At 69.7% G+C, this 15,158-nt stretch carries 16 protein-coding genes and 1 riboswitch; of the genes, 12 read left to right on the top strand and 4 right to left on the bottom strand.

From position 1 onward, the window contains the following. Window positions 1-41: 41 nt before the first annotated feature. The gene (locus tag AC1DGW_RS06875) at window positions 42-833 is read left to right on the top strand and encodes a DUF3667 domain-containing protein (RefSeq protein WP_478020913.1); all 792 of its coding nucleotides are present in this window, start codon (window positions 42-44) and stop codon (window positions 831-833) included. Window positions 834-873: 40 nt separating this feature from the next. Here the strand turns inward: AC1DGW_RS06875 and AC1DGW_RS06870 are convergent, their stop codons facing one another. Both AC1DGW_RS06870 and ettA read right to left on the bottom strand, forming a co-directional pair. Further along, on the bottom strand, window positions 874-2,190 hold the full coding sequence (locus AC1DGW_RS06870) for an NCS2 family permease (protein WP_478020911.1): 1,317 nt from the start codon (window positions 2,188-2,190) through the stop codon (window positions 874-876). Between the two features lie 369 nt (window positions 2,191-2,559). Beyond that, window positions 2,560-4,224 (bottom strand): energy-dependent translational throttle protein EttA, encoded by a 1,665-nt coding sequence (gene ettA, locus AC1DGW_RS06865; protein WP_313317166.1) that lies wholly within the window; start codon window positions 4,222-4,224, stop codon window positions 2,560-2,562. Window positions 4,225-4,439: 215 nt separating this feature from the next. On the opposite strand from ettA, the gene AC1DGW_RS06860 reads away from it, so the two are divergent. From AC1DGW_RS06860 to thiL, 11 genes are all read left to right on the top strand, one after another. Continuing rightward, window positions 4,440-4,907: an RcnB family protein gene (locus AC1DGW_RS06860; protein ID WP_478020908.1), complete on the top strand. Its 468-nt coding sequence runs from the start codon at window positions 4,440-4,442 to the stop codon at window positions 4,905-4,907. A gap of 140 nt (window positions 4,908-5,047) precedes the next feature. Next, on the top strand, window positions 5,048-6,301 hold the full coding sequence (gene glyA / locus AC1DGW_RS06855; protein ID WP_478020906.1) for a serine hydroxymethyltransferase: 1,254 nt from the start codon (window positions 5,048-5,050) through the stop codon (window positions 6,299-6,301). A gap of 42 nt (window positions 6,302-6,343) precedes the next feature. Then, the gene (locus AC1DGW_RS06850; protein ID WP_478020904.1) at window positions 6,344-6,784 is read left to right on the top strand and encodes a hypothetical protein; all 441 of its coding nucleotides are present in this window, start codon (window positions 6,344-6,346) and stop codon (window positions 6,782-6,784) included. Between the two features lie 17 nt (window positions 6,785-6,801). Next, window positions 6,802-7,326: a transcriptional regulator NrdR gene (gene nrdR, locus AC1DGW_RS06845; RefSeq protein ID WP_478020902.1), complete on the top strand. Its 525-nt coding sequence runs from the start codon at window positions 6,802-6,804 to the stop codon at window positions 7,324-7,326. A 5-nt stretch (window positions 7,327-7,331) separates the two neighbouring features. Beyond that, window positions 7,332-7,799 carry a GNAT family N-acetyltransferase gene (locus AC1DGW_RS06840; RefSeq protein WP_478020900.1) on the top strand — a complete coding sequence of 156 codons (468 nt, stop codon included), beginning with the start codon at window positions 7,332-7,334 and terminating at the stop codon, window positions 7,797-7,799. A gap of 32 nt (window positions 7,800-7,831) precedes the next feature. Continuing rightward, window positions 7,832-8,926 carry a bifunctional diaminohydroxyphosphoribosylaminopyrimidine deaminase/5-amino-6-(5-phosphoribosylamino)uracil reductase RibD gene (gene ribD, locus AC1DGW_RS06835; RefSeq protein ID WP_478020898.1) on the top strand — a complete coding sequence of 365 codons (1,095 nt, stop codon included), beginning with the start codon at window positions 7,832-7,834 and terminating at the stop codon, window positions 8,924-8,926. 218 nt (window positions 8,927-9,144) lie between these two features. After that, window positions 9,145-9,375, top strand: a riboswitch (FMN riboswitch). Window positions 9,376-9,510: 135 nt separating this feature from the next. Further along, window positions 9,511-10,113 carry a riboflavin synthase gene (locus AC1DGW_RS06830; RefSeq protein WP_478020896.1) on the top strand — a complete coding sequence of 201 codons (603 nt, stop codon included), beginning with the start codon at window positions 9,511-9,513 and terminating at the stop codon, window positions 10,111-10,113. Next, window positions 10,110-11,210 (top strand): 3,4-dihydroxy-2-butanone-4-phosphate synthase, encoded by a 1,101-nt coding sequence (ribB, locus tag AC1DGW_RS06825; protein WP_478020894.1) that lies wholly within the window; start codon window positions 10,110-10,112, stop codon window positions 11,208-11,210. Before AC1DGW_RS06830 ends, ribB begins: the two co-directional genes overlap by 4 nt. Window positions 11,211-11,321: 111 nt before the next feature. Beyond that, window positions 11,322-11,789: a 6,7-dimethyl-8-ribityllumazine synthase gene (gene ribH / locus AC1DGW_RS06820; RefSeq protein WP_478020892.1), complete on the top strand. Its 468-nt coding sequence runs from the start codon at window positions 11,322-11,324 to the stop codon at window positions 11,787-11,789. Next, complete coding sequence (gene nusB, locus AC1DGW_RS06815; RefSeq protein ID WP_478020890.1) at window positions 11,786-12,265, top strand: transcription antitermination factor NusB; 480 nt, start codon at window positions 11,786-11,788, stop codon at window positions 12,263-12,265. The genes ribH and nusB overlap by 4 nt, the downstream gene beginning before the upstream one ends. Before the next feature lie 96 nt (window positions 12,266-12,361). Then, window positions 12,362-13,336, top strand: coding sequence for a thiamine-phosphate kinase (thiL, locus tag AC1DGW_RS06810; protein ID WP_478020888.1), 975 nt, complete (start codon window positions 12,362-12,364; stop codon window positions 13,334-13,336). A gap of 36 nt (window positions 13,337-13,372) precedes the next feature. On the opposite strand, the gene AC1DGW_RS06805 is transcribed toward thiL, so the two are convergent. Together AC1DGW_RS06805 and AC1DGW_RS06800 are read right to left on the bottom strand one after the other, a co-directional pair. Continuing rightward, on the bottom strand, window positions 13,373-13,750 hold the full coding sequence (locus AC1DGW_RS06805; protein WP_478020886.1) for a nuclear transport factor 2 family protein: 378 nt from the start codon (window positions 13,748-13,750) through the stop codon (window positions 13,373-13,375). A 25-nt stretch (window positions 13,751-13,775) separates the two neighbouring features. After that, window positions 13,776-15,158 (bottom strand): FAD-binding oxidoreductase, encoded by a 1,383-nt coding sequence (locus AC1DGW_RS06800; protein WP_478020884.1) that lies wholly within the window; start codon window positions 15,156-15,158, stop codon window positions 13,776-13,778.

Below are 15,158 nucleotides of genomic sequence, written 5' to 3'. Positions count from 1 at the left end.
TAGAATGCGCCCCTTCCGACAGGGGCAGGCAGCGCATGGGGATGCACGACGAAAGCCACTGCATCAACTGCGCCCGCGCCGTCGCCGGCCCGGAACAGAAGTTCTGCCCGGACTGCGGCCAGCCCACGCCGGCGCGGCGCATCGACTGGGGTTATGTCGGCCATGAGCTCGAGCACGGCGTGCTGCAGATGGACCGCGGCCTGCTGTATTCCCTGAAGCTGCTGATGCTGCAGCCGGGCAAGCTGCTGCGCGACTACATCCAGGGGCGGCGCGGCAACCAGGCCAAGCCGCTGCTGCTGGTCACGCTGACGGCCGCGGCGGTGGTGCTGCTGGGCCGTTTTGTCCTCGACGAAGGTGTGATGAAAGCGGTGGCGCCCACCGATGTCGCCGCCGCGGCGGAAGCCGGGTCCACGGCCGCGCGGCACATGGCGCGGTTCGTCGCCGCCAGCCAGTCGGTCGCAGGGTGGATCAATGCCAACTTCGCGACCTTCACCCTGCTGCTGCTGCCGATCGAGGCCGGCGTGAGGTGGGCGGTGTTCCGTCGCTACAGCCGGCTGAACTATCCCGAATGGCTGGTGATCTCCACGCTGCTGGTCTCGCAGGCATTCGTCGTGTGGGTGGTGCTGATCTCGCTGCATCGCTGGCTGCCGCAGCTGCTGCAGTGGGTCGCGTTGTTCGCGGTGGTCTATTACGTGTTCTCGATGGTGCAGTTCTTCCAGGGACGGCCGGCATGGCAGACGATATGGCGCGCCCTGCTCGCCGAGCTGGTGTTCACGGCGATCGCCCAGGTATTGATGGCCGTGGCGATCTTCGCGCTCATGGTGATCGGCTGACGCAGGCCGGCGCTGCTCCCGGACGCGATGGCGCCGGGGGTCACTCCAGCGCGAAACGCAGCACGAACAGCCCCGCCACCAGCCACAGCGCCGGACGCGCCTCGCGCCAGCGGCCGGTGCCGGCCTTCAGCGCGGCGTAGGCGATGAAGCCGAAGGCCAGGCCGTTGGCGATGGAATAGGTGAAGGGCATCGCCAGCGCGCACAGCGCGGCGGGGACCGATTCGGTCAGGTCGCTCCATTCCACGTTGACCAGTTCGCGCAGCATCAGCCCGGCAACGAACAGCAGCGCCGGCGCGGTGGCGTAGGCCGGCACCATTGCCGCCAGCGGCGAGAACAGCAGTGCGGCCAGGAACAGCGCGGCGACCACCAGCGCGGTCAGGCCGGTGCGGCCTCCGGCCTGCACGCCGGAGGCGCTCTCGGCGAAGGCGGTGGTGGAACTGGTACCCAGCAGCGAGCCGGCGACGATCGCGCTGCTGTCGGCCAGCAGCGCACGGCCGAAGCGCTTGCGGCCATCGGCCAGTTCCAGCAGGCCGGCGCGGCCGACCACGCCGTACAGCGTGCCGGTGGCGTCGAACACCTCGACCAGCACGAACACCAGCACCACCTGCAGCAGCACGGCCACGGGCGCGCCGCCGTCGTGGTGCAGCAGGCCGGGCAGGTCCAGTTGCAGGAAGGTCGGCGCCAGGCTCGGCGGCAGCGACACCAGGCCCTGGTACTGCACGTCGCCGGCCAGCCAGCCGGCGGCGGTGACGGCGAGGATGCCGATCAGGATGGCGCCGCGCACGTGCCGCGCTTCCAGCACCGCGATCAGCAGGAAGCCGGCCAGCGCCAGCAGTGGCGGCACGGTATTGAGCGGCCCCAGCGCCAGCATCGTGTCCTCGTTGGCGACGATCACGTTCGACTTCTGCAGCGCGATGATCGCCAGGAACAGGCCGATACCAGCCACGATTGCCGAGCGCAGCGACGCCGGGATGCCGGCCACCAGCCAGGCGCGGACGCCGCTCAGCGACAGCGCCAGGAACACGAGGCCGGAAATGAACACCGCCGCCAGCGCCTGCTGCCACGGCAGCCCCGCCGAGCCGACCACGGTGAAGGCGAAGAAGGCGTTCAGTCCCATGCCCGGCGCCATGCCGACCGGGAAGTTCGCCGCCAGCGCCATCACGGTCGAGCCGATCGCCGCGGCCAGGCAGGTGGCCACGAACACTGCGCCAGGGTCCATGCCGGTGGTACCGAGGATGTCGGGGTTGACGAAGACGATGTAGGACATCGTCAGGAAGGTGGTCAGCCCGGCCAGCACCTCGGTGCGGACATCGGTGCCGTGCTGGTGGAGCTTGAACAGATGGTCGAGGAAGGGCATGGGGCGATTCGGGAGGTGGCGGAAGGAACCCTTCTCTCCGGGAGACGACTGGCAGGATCGCCAGCGTGCAGGGCGACGCCGCCCGAAGGGTGGCACGGGAGGTGCCGGATGCAGGCGCCCCGAAAGGGCGGGTGAGGGCGCCACGTGGATATTGCAGCCGTTGCAATGACGAACGCGTCGCCTCGCGCCGGCACGGTCGAACCATGGCAAAGCGGAACTGCGCCTGTTCGCCACCCGGGTGCATGGCTGGAAACGACACGCTCCTGCGGGGCCGCTCTCCCCGATCCTTCCCTCAAGGGGCGGAAGGTCTTCAACGGAGAGACAGCTTGAAAAGCAGACGGCCGCATCGCTGCGGCCGTCCGGTGCTGCTTACTTCAGCGCCTTGAAGCGCAGGCGCTTGGGACCGGCGTCGTCGCCGAGGCGGCGCTTCTTGTCCTCTTCGTACTCGCGGTAGTTGCCCTGGAAGAACTCCACGTGCGAGTCGCCCTCGAAGGCGATGATGTGCGTGGCGATGCGGTCCAGGAACCAGCGGTCGTGCGAAATGACGAAGGTGTTGCCCGGGAACTCCAGCAGCGCGTCTTCCAGCGCGCGCAGGGTCTCGATGTCCAGGTCGTTGGACGGTTCGTCGAGCAGCAGCACGTTGCCGCCCTGCAGCAGGGTCTTGGCCATGTGCAGGCGGCCGCGCTCACCGCCGGACAGCGAGCCGACCATCTTCTGCTGGTCCTGGCCCTTGAAGTTGAAGCGGCCGATGTAGGCGCGCGACTGGATCTCGACACCGTTGATGTTGAGGATGTCCAGGCCGCCAGCGATTTCCTGGAACACGTTGTGGTTGCCCGTCAGCGCGTCGCGGCTCTGGTCCACGTACGACAGCTTGACGGTCGGGCCGACCACGATCTCGCCCGAATCCGGCTTTTCCTGGCCGGTGATCATCTTGAACAGGGTCGACTTGCCGGCACCGTTCGGGCCGATGATGCCGACGATGGCGCCCGGCGGGATGATCATCGACAGGTTGTCGATCAGCAGGCGCTCGCCGAACTTCTTGGAGACGTTCTTGAACTCCATCACCGAGTTGCCCAGGCGCTCGCCCGGCGGGATGAAGATTTCATTGGTCTCGTTGCGCTTCTGGTAGTCGACGCTCTGCAGCTCTTCCAGGCGGGCCAGACGGGCCTTGCCCTTGGTGCGGCCACCCTTGGCGTTCTGCCGCGACCACTCCAGTTCCTTCTGGATCGCCTTCTGGCGGGCCTTTTCCTGGTTGTCTTCCTGTTTCAGGCGCTCGTCCTTCTGCATCAGCCATTCGGTGTAGTTGCCCTTCCACGGAATGCCGCGGCCGCGGTCCAGTTCCAGGATCCACTCGGCGGCGTTGTCCAGGAAGTAGCGGTCGTGGGTGACGGCCACCACGGTGCCGGTGTAGCGCGCCAGGAACTGCTCCAGCCATTCCACCGACTCGGCGTCCAGGTGGTTGGTCGGTTCGTCGAGCAGCAGCATGTCCGGCTTCTGCAGCAGCAGGCGGCACAGGGCCACGCGGCGCTTCTCGCCACCGGACAGGTTGCCGATCACCGCATCCCACGGCGGCAGGCGCAGCGCGTCGGCGGCCACGTCCAGCTGGTTCTCCAGGGTGTGGGCGTCGCCGGCGGCGAGGATCGCCTCCAGCCGTTCCTGTTCCTTGGCCAGCGCGTCGAAATCGGCGCCTTCCTCGGCATAGGCGTCGTAGATCTTGTCCAGCGCGGCCTGGGCCTGGAGCACTTCGCCCACGCCTTCCTCGACCGCTTCACGCACGGTCTGGGCCGGGTCCAGGCGCGGCTCCTGCTCCAGGTAGCCGACCTTGATGCCGGCCTGCGGGCGGGCCTCGCCCTCGAAATCGGTGTCCACGCCGGCCATGATCTTCAGGACGGTGGACTTGCCGGCGCCATTCAGGCCCAACAGGCCGATCTTGGCGCCCGGGAAGAACGACAGCGAGATGTCCTTGATGATCTGCCGCTTGGGCGGGACCACCTTGCTGACGCGGTTCATGGTGTAGATGTATTGCGAGGACATGAAGTCTCCGTAGCGCACGCCCGCGCCCGGTCCGCGAATGCAGACGGGCCCGTGGTTGAGGGAATGGGCGATTATAGCGGGAAGCGGCCCGGCGCCGGCGGTGGGCCGCGGCTGGCCGCCGGATGAATGGCGCCGGCGGTAACCGTTTCCAGCCGGAAACCGTTCAGATCGCGTGAGCATGATGGAAAGCGTCCATCAACACCGCGAGGGCCACCATGAAGATGCACCGACTTGCAGTCGCCGCGATGACCACCCTGCTGGCCTTCGGCGCCACCGCCCCGGCTTTCGCCGCCGGCGACCGGGACCACGATGACCGCGGCCGCCATGGCTGGGACGATCGCGGCCGCGGGCATGGCCATGACCGCCGCGACTGGCGGGATGACCGCCGCGACGACCGCCGGCATTACAGCGCCGGTTACCGCGAGGGCTACCGCGACGCCCGCCACAACGACCGCCGCTACTACGCCCCGCCGCCGCGCGTGGCCTACCGGCCGTATGGTTTCGAGCGCGGCTACCGTTACAACAACTACTACGGCGGCCCGGTCTACGTGGTCAACGACTACGACCGCTACCACCTGCGCCGCCCGCCGCACGGCCACCGCTGGATCCGCGACGACCGCGGCAACCTGCTGATGGTGGCCATCGCCACCGGCATCATCGCCGACATCGTGTTCAACCACTGAGCCGGCTGCGGTTGCGGAAAAGGCAGGGCGCCCATGGGGCGCCCTTGCTTTTTCCGGGCGCGGCGCGGGCCGGCCGGGGTGGGGCGGTGACGGAAGCGCTACAATCGGCCCTTCCCCCGCCCACCCTTCCAGGAGCCGAGATGTTCCCGCGTGACGCCCGTATCGAGTCCTACGACCCCGAGTTGGCCAAGGCCATCGCCGCCGAATGCCAGCGCCAGGAAGACCATGTCGAGCTGATCGCCAGCGAGAACTACGCCAGCCCGATGGTGATGGAGGCGCAGGGCAGCCAGCTGACCAACAAGTACGCCGAAGGCTACCCGGGCAAGCGCTACTACGGTGGCTGCGAGTACGTGGACATCGCCGAGAAGCTGGCCATCGACCGCCTGAAGCAGCTGTTCGGCGCCGATTACGCCAACGTGCAGCCGCACAGCGGCTCGCAGGCCAACCAGGCCGTGTACTTCGCGCTGCTGCAGCCGGGCGACACCATCCTGGGCATGAGCCTGGCCCACGGCGGCCACCTGACCCACGGCGCCAAGGTCAACGCCTCCGGCAAGATCTTCAACGCCGTCCAGTACGGCGTGAACGAGCAGGGCCTGATCGATTACGACGAAGTCGAGCGGCTGGCGCTGGAACACAAGCCGAAGATGGTCGTCGCCGGCTTCTCGGCCTATTCGCAGATCGTCGACTGGGCGCGCTTCCGCGCCATCGCCGACAAGGTCGGCGCCTACCTGTTCGTGGACATGGCGCACGTGGCCGGCCTGGTCGCCGCCGGCGTCTACCCGAACCCGATCGAGCACGCCCATGTGGTCACCTCGACCACCCACAAGACCCTGCGCGGCCCGCGCGGCGGCATCATCATCGCCAAGGGCGCCGGCGAGGAGATCGAGAAGAAGCTGCAGTCGATCGTGTTCCCGGGCATCCAGGGCGGCCCGCTGATGCACGTCATCGCCGCCAAGGCCGTGGCCTTCAAGGAAGCGCTGGAGCCGGAGTTCAAGGCCTACCAGCAGCAGGTGGTGAAGAACGCGCAGGCGATGGCCGATACGCTGATCTCGCGCGGCTACAAGATCGTCTCCGGCGGCACGCAGAACCACCTGATGCTGGTGGACATGATCGGCAAGGACGTGTCCGGCAAGGATGCGGAAGCCGCGCTGGGCAAGGCCCACATCACCGTCAACAAGAACTCGGTGCCGAACGACCCGCGTTCGCCGTTCGTGACCTCGGGCCTGCGCCTGGGCACCCCGGCCATCACCACCCGCGGCTACAGGGAACCGGACTGCGTGGCGCTGGCCAACTGGATCGCCGACGTGCTGGACAACCCGAACGACGACAACGTCATCGTCGGCGTGCGCGAAAACGTCACCCTGCAGTGCAGGCAGTTCCCGGTCTACGGATAAGTGCGGATGGCCAGCGACCGGTGGCACCGCAGGGTGTTCCTGGTGCTGATCCTGGTATTGGGCCTGCCCACGCTGGTCGTGGGCGGCCTGCTGGCCGTATTGAGTGCCGGCATGGGCACCGCCTTCTGGGCGATGGGAAGCATCGAGGCCAGTGACGGTGCTTTCTTGACGGCCTGGGGTGGTCTGGGTGCAGCGGGACTGCTCGGTGGCGCGCGGCTGTCCGCAGCGATGGTGGCCGGGAGTGTCGCCGCCCTGTCGCGCGTCCGCTGGCCGTGGTGGTCGATGCTGGTTGCAGGCATCGTCGCGGCATTGCCGTTGGCCGTACTGCTGGTCTATCTGACCTGGACAGGCGAATTTTCCACCGGTTTTCCGTGGCCTGCGCTGTTTGTCGGGCCATTGATGCTTGTCCCTGCGCTGCATCTGCTGTATCTGCGTATTACCTGCCATCGCCGGATCGCGCCTGGTACGCCCGAAAAGGCCTGACGTCCAAGGTTGTTCGAATGCACTGCCCTTTCTGCCAGCACACCGACACCCGCGTGATCGACTCGCGCGTTTCCGAGGATGGGGCGACCATCCGCCGCCGGCGTGGCTGCGAGGCCTGCGGCGAGCGCTTTTCCACGCTGGAGACCATCGAGCTCAAGCTGCCGGTCATCGTCAAGAGCGATGGCGGGCGGGAGGCGTTCGACGCGCGCAAGCTGCGGGTCGGTTTCGACCGCGCGCTGCAGAAGCGGCCGGTGCCGGAGGAGCGGATCGAGGCGGCGGTGCGCGCGGTGGTGCACCAGCTGCGGATGAGCGGCGAGCGTGAAGTGGCGTCGATCCGCGTCGGCGAATTCGTGATGGACGAACTGCGCAAGCTCGACCACGTCGGCTATGTGCGCTTCGCCTCGGTCTACCGCAGCTTCGAGGACGTGGCCGATTTCCGCGATGAGATCGAGAAGCTCGAGCGCGACCATCCGGCCGGCGACGGCCAGTTGCCGCTGCTGGACGCCGGCGTCGAGCGCCGCGAGCGCAAGGCGCCGCGCTGAAGCCGTTGCGCTTCGCCGGACTGCAGGCGCGGCCCGCGCTGGTCTCCGAGCTGGCGCAGGCGCATGTGCAGGCGTTCGGCGCGCTGCTGCCGGAGTGGACCGTCGAACAGGCCGAAGCCGAGCTGCGTGCGCAGCGCGACGGCGCCATTCCCTGCACCTGGGTGGCGGAGGACGATGCGGGTTGGCTGGGGTCAGTCAGCCTGCTGCACGACGACCACGAGCAGATCCGCGGCTGGTCGCCGTGGCTGGCGTCGCTGTACGTGCGGCCCGAGGTGCGTGGGCATGGCGTGGGCGAGCGGCTGGTCGGGCATTGCGTGGCGCGCGCCGCGCAGCTGGGCGTGCCGCGCCTGTATCTTTACTGCGAGGCGGCGATGGTGCCGTGGTACCGCGCACTGGGCTGGGAAGCGCATGCCCGGCTGCAGCTCGGGCCGCTGGCCGTCACCGTGATGCGGGTCGATCCGCCGCCGCCCTGAGAGCGCGGCACCTGTTTTCCAAGAGGTTCTGCATGCAGGAATTCACCGCCACCGACCACCAGATGATGGCGCGCGCGCTGCGCCTGGCCGAACGCGGGGCATGGACCACGCGGCCCAATCCGATGGTTGGCTGCGTCCTGGCCCACGGCGACGAGGTTGTCGGCGAAGGTTTCCACCAGCGTGCCGGCGGCCCGCATGCAGAGGTGTTCGCGCTGCGCGCAGCGGGCGGACGCGCACGCGGCGCCACCGCTTACGTCACCCTGGAGCCCTGCGCGCACTATGGGCGCACGCCGCCCTGCGCGCTGGCGCTGATCGAGGCCGGCGTGGCGCGGGTGGTGGCGGCGATGGGCGATCCGTTCCCGGATGTCGACGGCGGTGGTTTCGCGCTGTTGCGGCAGGCCGGGATCGAGGTGGCGGTGGGGCTGATGGCGGACAAGGCGCGCGACCTCAATCGCGGTTTTCTCTCTCGCGTCGAACGTGGCCGGCCGTTCGTGCGGGTGAAGCTGGCCGCGAGCCTGGACGGGCGCACGGCGATGGCCAGCGGCGAATCGAAGTGGATCACCGGGGCGGCCGCGCGCGCCGACGTGCAGCGCTGGCGCGCCCGTGCCGGCGCGATCCTGACCGGCGCGGCGACGGTGCTGGCCGACGACCCGGCGCTGACCGCGCGCCCGGAGGCGGGCGATTTCCTGCCGCCGCTGCGGGTGGTGCTCGATGCGCGGTTGCGCACGTTGTCCTGCGCGCGGGTGCGTGAAGGCGACGCCCCCACGCTGTACCTGCACGATCCTGCGTTGACGCCGCCGGTGCTGGAGGGCGCGGAATTCGCCGCCGTGCCGCTGCAGGCCGATGGCCGTTTCGATCTGGCGGCAGTGCTGGCGATGCTGGCCGGGCGTGGTGTCAACGAGGTCCACGTCGAGGCCGGGCCGACCCTGTGCGGGGCGCTGCTGCATGCCGGCCTGGCCGACGAACTGCTGCTGTACATGGCACCGCTGCTGATGGGCGAGGGCGCCCGCCCGCTGTTGGCCGGGCTGGGAATCGAGGCGATGGCGCAGGCGCGGCCGCTGGAGGTGTGCGACCTGCGCATGGTCGGCAAGGACCTGCGCCTGCTGCTGCGTCCTGTCGCCCCGTAGAGCGGAGCGCAGCCCCGCTGGAGCATTACCGGGCCAGCCCCGCCGGGCGCTGCAGCCCCCCGCCACCTTGTAGAGCGGGGCAACGCCCCGCTGGGGTTTTCCCGGCAATGCACCGGCAGAGGCGATGCCGCGCTCCACGGAACACTGCCATCCATCCGCCAGACAGGTCCGCCGGGAGCCGGCTGGTACAATGCGCGGGCCGGTTCGCCGGCAACCACGAACGTCTTCAGGGCGGGGTGTAATTCCCCACCGGCGGTAGGTGCGCGGTTCCCCCGGGAACCTGCACGAGCCCGCGAGCGCCGAGGCCGATACGCGAGTCCGCCCGCAGGAATGCGCGCCATGCGGATTCCAACAGCCGAGGGTCAGCAGATCCGGTCCGATGCCGGAGCCGACGGTTGGCGACGCCGCGAACGCGGTGCCGCCTAGAGTCCGGATGAAAGAAGACGGCCCGCGCGCGGCCCCGCCGTGCGTGAGCCTGTTTGCCTTGTGGCGTTTTTCGCTCTCCAACCGCGGGAAACGTTCATGAAAACCCTCTCCATCTTCCTGCCGGTCTCCCGGCCCACCTCCACGACGGAGGTGGGCTGATGTTCACCGGCATCATCGAAGGCGTCGGCCGCCTGGCCGCGCATGAGCCCGTCGGCGGCGATGTCCGCTTCACCTTCGAGGTCGGCAGCCTGCCGTTCGACAACGTGCAGCTGGGCGAGAGCATCGCGGTCAACGGCGTGTGCCTGACCGTGATCGCGTTCGACGCCGCCTCGTTCCAGGCCGATGCCTCGACCGAGACCCTGGGCCTGACCACGCTCGGCCAGCTCGCCGCGGGCGCGGCGATCAACCTCGAACGCGCCATGCGCCCGACCGACCGCCTCGGCGGCCACCTGGTCAGCGGCCATGTCGACGGCATCGGCCGGGTACTGTCGATCGTCGATGACGCCCGCGCGCAGCGCTGGCGCTTCGCCGCGCCGACGCCCTTGCTGAAGTACATCGCGAAGAAGGGCTCGATCTGCGTCGACGGCGTCAGCCTCACCGTCAACGAGGCCGACGACAAGGGCTTCGAGGTGGCGCTGATCCCGCACACCGTCACCCATACCCGTTTCGCCCATACCGGCGTCGGCGACGCCGTCAATCTGGAAATCGACCTGGTGGCGCGCTATGTCGAGCGCCTGCTGGGCCAGGGAGCTGCCGCATGAACTTCGCCCCCGTCCCCGAACTGCTGGAAGAAATCCGCGCCGGCCGCATGGTGGTGATCGTCGACGACGAGGACCGCGAGAACGAAGGCGACCTGATCATGGCTGCCGAGCTGGTCAAGCCGTCGGACATCAATTTCATGGTCACCCATGCGCGCGGACTGGTGTGCCTGTCGGTCAACCGCGAGCGCGCCGGCCAGCTCGGGCTGGCGCCGATGGTGCGCAACAACACCGCGCAGTTCCAGACCAATTTCACCGTCAGCATCGAAGCCGCCGAGGGCGTGACCACCGGCATTTCCGCCTATGACCGCGCCCACACCATCCGTACCGCGGTGAAGCCGGATGCGAAATCGTCCGACCTCACCCAGCCCGGGCACATCTTTCCGCTGATCGCCCAGCCCGGCGGCGTGCTGACCCGCGCCGGCCACACCGAAGCGGCATCCGACCTGGCCATGCTGGCGGGCATGGAGCCGGCCGGCGTGCTGGTGGAAGTGCTCAACGCCGACGGCACCATGGCGCGGCGCCCGGAACTGGAAGTGTTCGCGCGCGAGCACGGGTTGAAGATCGGTTCCATTGCCGACCTGATCGCCTGGCGGCTGGCCACCGAACATACCGTCGAACGCATCGACGAGCGTGAGATCGACACCGAGTTCGGGGCGTTCAAGCTGGTCACCTACCGCGACCGCATCGCCCACGACCTGCATTTCGCGCTGGTCAAGGGCCAGCCGGACAAGGCCACGCCCACCCTGGTGCGCGTGCAGGTGGAAAATCCGCTGGCCGACCTGCTGCACTGGCGCCGCGACGATTTCGGCGTGGCCGCCACCGATGCGCTGCGCGTCATCGCCGCCGAAGGCCAGGGCGTGATGGTGGTGCTGTCGGCCCCGCGCGATTCCGACGCGCTGCTGGCGCGCCTGCGCCGCGAGCCGGAGCTGCGCCCGGCGGGCAAGGACAAGGACGTGGGCCAGTGGCGCCGCAACGGCGCCGGCGCACAGATCCTGGCCGATCTGGGCCTGGGCAGGCTGCGCGTGCTCGGTACCCCGCGCCGCCAGATCGGGCTGGCCGGCTATGGCCTGGAAATCGTCGAGACCGTCCAGCCCTGAGCGCCGGAGCGGGTGCGGGGTCGTCCCGCGCCCGCCGCGTCGCCGTCGTGCGCGGGGCAAGCCCCGCACCTAACACGGTAAACTGACCCACCTTTTGGATCGCTACGCCCCATGAGCCACTACGAAGGCGACCTCCGCCCGGCCGGAACGGCCCGTTTCGTCATCATCGCCAGCCGCTGGAACGCCCGCATCACCGATGTGCTGGTGGCCGGCGCGCGGCAGAGCCTGGCCGGCAATGGCATCGGCGAGGACGCCGTCGACGTGGTGCGCGTGCCCGGCGCCTGGGAGATCCCGCTGGTCGCCGCCCGCCTGGCCGCCGCCGGCCGGCACGCGGCCATCATCACCCTGGGCTGCGTGATCCGTGGGGACACCCGGCATTACGAGCACGTGGCCGACCGCTGCGCCGAAGGCCTGATGCGCGCGCAGCTGGATTTCGGCGTGCCGGTGCTCAACGGGGTGCTGGCGGTCGAACGCGTGGAGGATGCCGAGGCCCGCGCCGGTGGCAGCCACGGCAACAAGGGCGAGGAAGCCGCGCTGGCGGCGTTGGAAATGGTCAATCTTCTGGAGCAGCTGCCATGAGCAACAAGAACCACGGTAAGCCTGCCGGCAAGCCCTTCCGCCGCGACGGCGTCGACCCGGTGCTGCGTTCGCGCGCGCGCCGCCGCGCGCTGCAGGCGATCTACGCCTGGCAGATTTCCGGTGGCAACGCCGAGTCACTGCTGGCCCAGTTCGCCCACGAGCAGGCGCATGAAGTGGCCGACCTGGCCTACTTCGAGAGCCTGCTGCGCGGCGTGCTCGACCACCGCCGCGAACTGGACGAGGCACTGCTGCCGTTCCTCGACCGCCCAGTGGAAGAGGTCGATGCGATCGAGCGCGCGGTGCTGCGCGTGGCCGCCTACGAACTGCGCCACCGCATGGACGTGCCGTACCGCGTGGTGATCAACGAGGCCATCGAGACCGCCAAGCGGTTCGGCTCCGAGCATGGCCACACCTACGTCAACGGCGTGCTGGACCGTGCCGCCGTGGAATGGCGCAAGGTCGAATCGGGCCTGTGACAGCGCCACCGGCGCGCGACCGCGCCGGCCGGATCCACCGCGACGCCGGGGCCGGCTGCATCGGCACCGGCGTTTTCGTTCCAGGAATGCCTGCGCATGAGCCTTGACGAGTTCGCCCTGATCGACCGTATCGCCCGCCGCACCCATGCGCGCGCCGACATCGCGTTGGGCATCGGCGACGACGCGGCCCTGCTGCGGCCGGCGCCGGAGCAGCAGCTGGCGGTCACCGCCGACACGCTCAATGCCGGCGTGCATTTCCCCGTCGAGAGCGCGCCGGCCGACATCGGCTGGAAGGCGCTGGCGGTCAATCTCTCCGACCTCGCGGCGATGGGCGCGGCGCCGGCGTGGTGCACGCTGTCGTTGTCCCTGCCGCAGGCCGAAGCCGCCTGGCTGGATGCGTTCGCCGACGGGCTGTTCGCGCTGGCCGATGCCAGCGGCATCGCCGTGGTTGGCGGCGACACCACGCGCGGGCCGCTGTCGATCTCGATCACCGCGATGGGGCAGGTGCCGGCGGGGCAGGCGCTGCGCCGCGACGGTGCGCGGGCAGGCGACGACATCTGGATCAGCGGCCATCCGGGCGAAGCCGCCGGTGCGCTGCGGCTCTGGCAGCAGGGCCGGCTGGACGTGCGCGGCGCCGCGGCCGATGCCGATTGCGAACGACTGCGCCAGCGGCTGCAGCGTCCGACGCCGCGGCAGCAGCTGGGGCTGGCGCTGCGCGGACTGGCGCATGCGGCGGCCGACGTGTCCGATGGCCTGCTGGCCGACCTCGGCCATATCGCGGCGCGCAGTGGCGTGGCCGCAGTGGTGCAGGCCGACGCAGTGCCGCTGTCGTCCGCACTGTGCGCAGCGCTCGGAGCAGATGCCGCACGCGACTGCGCACTGCGCGGCGGCGACGACTACGAGCTGTGCTTCACCGCCGCGCCGGAACGGCGCGAAGCCGTGGAAGCCTTGTCGTCGCGCCTTGCGCTGCCGCTGGCGCGCATCGGCGCGATCGTCGAAGGCCATGGCGTCCGCTGCGAAGGCGATGCGGGCGGGGACCGCGCTGGCGGCTACCGCCACTTCGCCGGATAGCCGGCCGCCACGCCGCCATGTGCGCGGCGGCACCGGTCAGCGCGCGCCGGTCGGGTTGTGCGCGTCGGCCGGATAGGTGCCGTGGCCCTCGATCACCCGGTCGCCTGAAAAGCGCAGTACCTCGCTCACCCGCACGCCTTTCTGGTTGCTGTAGGTGATGACCAGGGTATCGACGCCGGCGAATACCGCCTCGACCTGGAAGCGCAGGTCGGGAATACGCGCCAATCCCGCGCTCCAGTAGGCGCGGATGGCGGCCTTGCCGCGCAGCACGCCGCCGGTTCCGGGCAGGAGCTGGCGGGCGAAGGGCGAGGTGAACACCGCTTCGTCATGGAAATGCGCCAGCACCGCTTCCACGTCATGCGCGTTCCATGCCGCGGCCCAGCGCGCGGCGAACTGGGAGGGGGCGATGTCCATGGTCGGTTGCTCGCGTGGTGGGGGGCTATGCGGCGGGCAGCACCTTGCCCGGATTGAGGATGCCGTCCGGGTCCAGCGCCTGCTTGATCGCGCGCATCGCCGCCAGCGTGGCGGGAGTGAAGGCCTGCGCCATGAAGTCGCGCTTGGCCAGGCCGATGCCGTGTTCGCCGGACAGCGTGCCGCCCAGCGCGAGCGTCAGCGCGAACACTTCCGGCAGCGCCGCATGCGCGCGCGCGTTCTCGCCGGCGTCGTCGGGGTGGTAGAGGATGTTCACGTGCAGGTTGCCGTTGCCGGCATGGCCGAAGGTGACGATGGGCAGCGCGAAGCGCGCCGACAGCGCCTGCACGCCGGCCACCAGGTCGGGAATGCGCGACACCGGCACCACCACGTCCTCGTTGATCTTGCCCGGCGCGATGCTCTTCAGCGCTGGCGACAATGCGCGCCGCGCCGCCCACAGCTGCTCGCGCGCGCTGCCGTCCATCGCCACGTCCAGCGCCAGCAGGCCCTCGCCCTCGGCGGCCTGGGCCAGCGCATGCAGCACGTTGGGCAGGGTGTCGTCGTCGCCATCGGCGTCGATCAGCAGCATCGCGCCGGCGTCGGGCACCTGTGCGCCATTGCGGCGCAGCAGTTCCAGGCTGCGTGCGTCCATGAATTCCAGCGTGGTCGGCGTGGCCGGTTGTGTCATCACCCGCGATACCGCCGCGGCGGCACTCTCCGCGTCGCGGTACAGCACGCGCAGCCCGGCCTGCGCGCGCGGGCGCGGCGCCAGCTTGAGCGTGGCTTCGACGATCAGCGCCAGCGTGCCTTCGCTGCCGACGATCAGGTGGGTGAGATCGTAGCCGGTGGCGTCCTTGGTCCACGGGCCGCCGCATTCGATGAGCTCGCCGGTGCCGGTTACCGCCACCAGTCCGAGCACGTTGTCGCGGCTGGTGCCGTACTTCACCGCGCGCGGGCCGCCGGCATTGGTGGCCAGGTTGCCGCCGATGCTGCAGATCTCGAAGCTGGACGGGTCCGGTGGCCAGAACAGGCCGTGCGGCTGCAGCGCCTGCTGCAGGTCGCCGTTCAGTACGCCCGGCTCGACCACCGCGCAGCGGTCGCCGGGCCGCAGCGCGAGGATGCGGTTCATGCGTGCGAACGACAGCACGATGCCGCCGGCGGCGGGTACTGCCGCGCCGGTGGTGCCGGTGCCGGCGCCGCGCCCGACCAGCGGCACGCCATGCGCGCGGCACGCCCGCACGATGGCCTGCACCTGTTCGCGGCTTTCCGGCAGCGCCACGCCCAAGGGCAGCGCGTACCGCCAGGAGTTGTCCTGGGCATGTGCGGCCAGCGCGGCGTCGTCAGTGCGCCAGTGCGCGCCGAGCAGCTCGGAAAGCGTCTGGTGGAAAGCGGCGGGGAGAGTGCGGTCCAT

The sequence above is a fragment of the Stenotrophomonas sp. 05N423 genome, assembly GCF_056397145.1.
The sequence above is the reverse complement of the archived record's forward strand: the minus strand, read 5'-3'. Positions and strand labels throughout refer to the sequence as shown.